A 5,460-nucleotide genomic window follows, 5' to 3' on the forward strand; every position below is an offset into this window, starting at 1 on the left:
AATTGTTCCTGCAGCTGTTCCAGTTGCCGACGTATCAGCTCTTGTGTCTCAGCGCGCTCAGCACTGAACGTGAAGATCGTTCCTTGCGCGGTTTGATCCAATTTGATTGTTAGCTTTCCCAACTCTTCAGGAGATAGAGAAACATTGATTTGTGACCCGTCATCCTGAAGTGTGAGAAGGGCGTTATTGATTGCCTGTAAATTGGCCGCAGGCGACGTTTTGGGTGCCGAATTTACGCCGTTTGATGACAAAAACTGCATGGATGTTTGGGGTTGATGCGCGGATTGAATATCCGGCATGGCGCGCATCGAAAGTTCCAAGGAGCCAATGTCTTGATTTTGGCTCTGCGCGGTCGCGATTCCTTTGGAACCCTTAAAAATGGACGTCACATCAAGGGGAGGGATAGGCGTATTGGTCTCGGGTGACGGAATGGGACGCTCCACCTGCGCCGAAGCGTTTTCAATATTCTTAGTGCTGAGGGTTTGCGTCTCAAGTAATTTGTCGTTCGTTTGAGTGCTCTCATCTGAGAGGAGCGCGCTTCCGTAAATATTTAACTTTTCTGCGATTTGGTTCGTTTCGGGACGCTGGCGTATAACTCTTTGATCCTCTGTTTCGACTGCCGCTGTATTTGAGACACCGTCGGTTGAGAACGTGGTTTCGGTAGCTGTTTGTTTGGGGTCTATGGGTAAACCAAGCGCAGTTTCAGAGGACCGATCAGTATTCAAAGACACAACATCGCTTTGAACGATCGCTACGCCCTGAGGTGGCGTTGCCACTTTCTTTTCCATGGCATTTGGAAAGAATGCTTGAGGAGACGCAAATCCCAACAAGGGCGTTTGGGGGATACTGTTAGATTTTGCATCTGTAGGCGTCGATCGATTGGAGGTGGCCTCCAACATTTGGGCCTGTAATGGTGAAATCTGTACAGTTGCAACGGTCTTGGCCATTTGCTGATCAAAAGTTTGATGAAGCTCTGCATCACGTAAGTCGGTTCCGACGCTTTGAAAATTGGGTTTTGCGTTTACATCTTCCAGGGCAGGACGCTGATCAAAATCGGTTTCCGTTGTTGGAGAAGAAGTTGTTGGTTCTTTAGTTTCTACACCGTTATCAGCCTGTGTTTCTCGTTCTCGCAACAGAATTTCATCCTCAAGTTCCTGTGGATTAGCGGCGTCATGAAAAGTTGAAAGCCCTTCGAGTTCTTCAGAGAAACTTCGTTGGCGCGTTTTGAAATCATGAGAAATCACTTCAACACTTGCGGAGAGGCTTCGAGCCTCCGGCACCTCTGAATTTTTCGGACTTGCTACGGGTAACACGTTCATCTCGGCTCCAATGCTGGACACCACTTCATAAACAGAGATCAGTTACCAGTTGTTTACCGAGTTCCTCTATTTTCGAACAAATCGATGGAAAATGAGGTGAATTGAAATGTTGCAAGCTACGGGATTCATGGCGTCGGTGAATGCGCCCATTGCCAAACCAAGAAATGAGCTGACGATCGGCCAAAAATTGGAAGCTGTTTTTTTGGCTGAGATGATGAAATCGGCTGGAGTGGGCGACTCGCCGGAGAGTTTTGGTGGCGGAGCAGGTGAGGATCAATTTGCTTCCTTTTTGCGAGAAGCACACGCACGCGAAATGGTTCGTGCGGGCGGATTGGGGCTTGCGCAACACTTTGAAAATGCGATGCAAAAGGGAACAGGTTGATGGAACGGAATTTAGTGAAAGAGCTGAGTGTCCTGCTCGAGAGTGAACATGACGCCTTGATGGCTGGTAACATAACTTTGTTTGAAAAATTGGTCGCGCAAAAAACACAAGTTTTACTGACAGTCAGTGCTCTTCCAATGAGCGATTTGAAGAGATTCGAAAAAATGAGGCCCCTTTTGCAGCGTAATCAAAGGCTGGCCCAGAGCGCGATTAAAGGTATGCGAGTGGCGATTAAGCGCGCCAAAGACATCAAAGATGTCTCGCTCGGATTACAAACCTATAAGAAGGACGGCAGCGGGCGTTCGATCGCGATGCGTTCTGCGCGTAGCTTGTCTAAACGAAGTTAAAAATTTTACATAAAATACAATAGCTTGAAAGTTTGTCTTTAGGATTTCGTTAGCTTCCCTCTGCCAAAAGGTTACTGCGCTCGATGACCCGAGTGGCGCAAGCGGTGACAAAGTTCATCCTTGCATCGTCAGTATGACCTTTTGGCCGTCTCTGCAGTGGGGCGGGAAATTAGAATTGGTGCAAAGCGCCAAAGCCTAAAGGATAACTAAATGTCTAGTATTTTGACAAATAACAGCGCGATGGTCGCGTTGCAGACCCTGAAATCAATCAACTCCGGATTGGAGCAAACACAAAGCGAAATTTCTACGGGTAAGTCGATTTCAAGCTCCGCGGATAACTCCGCTGTTTGGGCGATCTCGCGCGTTATGGAATCGGATGTTCAGGGTTTCAGTGCGATCTCTGACAGTCTTGCGCTTGGTAAATCTACAGTTGGCGTTGCACGACAAGCTGCAGAAACTGTGACGGATTTGCTGACAGAAATGAAAGGCAAGATTGTCGCGGCCCAAGAAGACAACGTTGATCGTGCTAAAATCAACGAAGACGTTACAGCGCTCAATGAACAGATTCAGTCTGTTGTTGCAGCTGCACAGTTTAATGGCTTGAATCTCGTTGATGGTAACTCAGGCAACGTTGACATTCTGGCGTCTCTTGATCGGGACTCTTCCGGTGGCGTGACAGCATCAACTATCGAAGTGACGGGGCAGGACCTCGGGACCGGTGGATATGTTGCCAATGACATTTTTGGATCTTCTGGGGGTACACCTTCCGCGAACGGTGACACAGTAGCACTCTCTTTGGACAACAGTGGTGGCACCGACAATATTGTAATCGATGATTCTGGCACCGCATTCGAAGAAGGGGATCGTGTTCAGATTCGGATTGGTGAACAAGTCGCGTCCTATACGGTAACCGCTGATGATGCCGCAGCTACAACTACTTCAGATATCGTTGCAATTGGTCTCAAAAACGCCATCGATGCTCTAGGTATTGATGACTTAACTGTTGACTATGATAGCGGTAGTCCGGGGCAACTTGATTTCGATAACCAATCTGGTGACGATCTTACCGTCACTGGCCAGTTTGTGGACGCAGGTTCAGGCGGGCTTGGCGCCTTGTCCAGTATCGATGTTTCAACTGACGCTGGTGCTGCAGCTGCTTTGGGAACAATTGAAACCTTGATTGATACAGCAATCGATGCTGCGTCTTCCCTTGGTTCCGTAGAAGGACGGATTACGACCCAAAGTAATTTTGTGTCTACGCTGACTGACTCGTTGAAGTCTGGAATTGGCTCGTTAGTTGATGCGGACATGGAAGAGGCGTCTGCGAAACTTCAAGCGCTTCAAGTACAACAACAGCTCGGTGTTCAGGCGCTTTCCATCGCGAACCAAGCTCCACAAAGTGTTCTTTCGCTATTCCGTTAATCAATATTTGGAGGCGCCATTCGTGGCGCCCCCTCACCACGTTTAGAATAGCCTAAGGAGCCGAAAAATGAGCAGTGCAACCTTCGCTACGCGAGGATACAAATCGCTGAGTGAACAAACTCGGAGCGCTAAAGATCTTGAATATGATGTTATTCTGGGCGTTACCCGCGAATTGCGTCAAAGCAGTGAGAAGAGTAGCTCGGATTTTCCTGCATTTGCAAAAACCTTAAACAAGAATGAGCGATTGTGGATCGAAATCGGCACTCAAGTTGCCCATCCTGACAACGCTTTGGAACCGAATTTACGTGCGCGCCTCTTTTATCTAGCGGAGTTTGTTGGCCATCAAACAAGTTTGGTTTTGAAGGGCAGTGCAAGCATTGAAAGCCTTATTGAAACAAATGTCGCGGTTCTGCGTGGCTTGAAAGGGGTTTTGTAGATGGTTGGTCTTGTCTTGAAACTTGGTCCCAAAGAGCGAGTGTTGGTAAATGGTGCCGTTCTGGAAAACGGCGCCCGGCGTTCCCGCTTTTCAATCATAACGCCAAGCGCAAATGTCCTCCGTCTAAAGGATGCCATCCATCCTGACGCCGCTAATACACCCTTGGGTAGGGTGTGTTTTCAGCTCCAGCTAATTTTGGCCGGTAGTTCGGACTCAAAAGTGGTCATTGGGCAGATCGATGGTCAGATTCTAGAGCTAGCTCGCATTTTGGTCGATCCGCTTTGCCAAGAGCATTTGACGGCTGCACGTCAAGCGGTTGTCCAAGGCAAATTTTATAATGCGATGAAGTCTCTCAAAATTCTGCTCCCCTTTGAGCGTGCGTTGCTAGCACGTGTTTAATGCCGAGGTGATTTGATATGTTTCAACCAATAGTCATCGGAACGGGTCTCGTCGCTTGGCGTAATTTGCAACGAACGTTGCCTGATCAACTTGCCACGTTTTCAGCAAGCGCTGCGCAAGACCGATTAACAAACGGCTTTATCGAAAAGGCTTCTTCGTTAACGTCCGCAGACGCTGTTGTAGAAGACCGGCAAGTGCTTCAAGTGGCGCTCGGCGCCTATGGTTTGCAGGACGATATCGACAATCGCTACTTCATCAATCGGATTTTATCAGAAGGCGCGACTGACGACGATGCGCTCGCCAACCGAATGACTGACAGTCGCTATGAACGGCTTGCAAGCGATTTTGCGCTCGATGGCGTAACTCAATTTGTAGGTGTGCTGCCTAACAAAGCAGAAGAAATTGCTGATTTGTTCAATGAACAATCCTTCGCTCTTGCTGTTGGTAATGTGAACGAAGACCTAAGACTTGCTCTTAATGCCGAAACAGAACTTTCACGCATAGCAGAGCTAGATGTGAGTGATGACGCGAAATGGTATTTGATCATGGGGAATGCACCGTTGCGTTCCGTGATGGAAAGCGCGTTGAGCTTGCCATCGTCCTTTGGGCAGCTCGATGTCGATAAGCAACTTGAGGTGTTCAGAGAGAAATCAGAGTCTGCGTTTGGCGTGGGTGAGGTAGATGAATTGGCGGAGGATGCAGTCAAATCTAAAGTGATCGATCTATTTCTGCTCAAGGAACAGTTGAGCCAAGGTCAGAGCCTGTCGTCTCAAAACATCGCGTTGCAACTGCTTCAGACCTAAGGATGGTTACCAAAAATAAAGTTCTTAGGCCTAGGCTTGCTCACAAAGAGGAGTGTGAGCAACGCAATGCATATAGACTGGATGTTCAAGTTCAAAAGTGGTTCTCGATTTGCTTCGCTATTCCACGCTATTCGACATAAAATATCTCTGGTTAGTTTCATTTCCTTATTTGTTTGCTTTCAAGCGATAAACCTAAGTGCTTCAAGCTCTAGTGATTGCTACCATGCAGCACGTCTGGCGGCCCACGAAACTGGTGTTCCACACAACGTTATGTTGGCAATCACACGCGTCGAAACTGGCCGCGCGCGTGAGGGTGAGATCATGCCTTGGCCTTGGGCTATCAATCATAAAG

General features: G+C 48.1%; 7 protein-coding genes and 1 pseudogene. 7 read left to right on the forward strand and 1 reads right to left on the reverse strand.

Annotated elements, in window-relative coordinates:
• The coding region (locus ABJQ89_RS03940) for a flagellar hook-length control protein FliK (RefSeq protein ID WP_348494965.1) at positions 1-1,319 on the reverse strand (1,319 nt) is incomplete at its 3' end.
• Between the two features lie 127 nt (positions 1,320-1,446).
• Between ABJQ89_RS03940 and ABJQ89_RS03945 the strand changes: the two genes are divergently transcribed.
• The 7 genes and pseudogenes from ABJQ89_RS03945 to ABJQ89_RS03975 all read left to right on the forward strand — a co-directional run.
• Positions 1,447-1,701 carry a rod-binding protein gene (locus tag ABJQ89_RS03945; protein ID WP_348494971.1) on the forward strand — a complete coding sequence of 85 codons (255 nt, stop codon included), beginning with the start codon at positions 1,447-1,449 and terminating at the stop codon, positions 1,699-1,701.
• Positions 1,701-2,048 carry a hypothetical protein gene (locus tag ABJQ89_RS03950; protein WP_348494966.1) on the forward strand — a complete coding sequence of 116 codons (348 nt, stop codon included), beginning with the start codon at positions 1,701-1,703 and terminating at the stop codon, positions 2,046-2,048. Before ABJQ89_RS03945 ends, ABJQ89_RS03950 begins: the two co-directional genes overlap by 1 nt.
• 210 nt (positions 2,049-2,258) lie before the next feature.
• Entirely contained in the window at positions 2,259-3,470 is a 1,212-nt protein-coding gene (locus ABJQ89_RS03955; RefSeq protein WP_348494967.1) for a flagellin, read from the forward strand.
• A gap of 67 nt (positions 3,471-3,537) precedes the next feature.
• A complete protein-coding gene (gene flaF / locus ABJQ89_RS03960) occupies positions 3,538-3,906 on the forward strand; it encodes a flagellar biosynthesis regulator FlaF (protein ID WP_348494968.1) in 369 nt (122 codons plus the stop codon).
• On the forward strand, positions 3,907-4,305 hold the full coding sequence (locus ABJQ89_RS03965; protein ID WP_348494969.1) for a flagellar biosynthesis repressor FlbT: 399 nt from the start codon (positions 3,907-3,909) through the stop codon (positions 4,303-4,305).
• Between the two features lie 17 nt (positions 4,306-4,322).
• The gene (locus tag ABJQ89_RS03970) at positions 4,323-5,108 is read left to right on the forward strand and encodes a DUF1217 domain-containing protein (RefSeq protein WP_348494970.1); all 786 of its coding nucleotides are present in this window, start codon (positions 4,323-4,325) and stop codon (positions 5,106-5,108) included.
• A gap of 54 nt (positions 5,109-5,162) precedes the next feature.
• Positions 5,163-5,460, forward strand: a pseudogene (locus ABJQ89_RS03975) (hypothetical protein); the annotation flags it as partial.

Origin of the sequence: Planktotalea sp. (assembly GCF_039984035.1) — a bacterium.
In the GTDB taxonomy this organism is placed as follows: Bacteria; Pseudomonadota; Alphaproteobacteria; order Rhodobacterales; family Rhodobacteraceae; genus Planktotalea.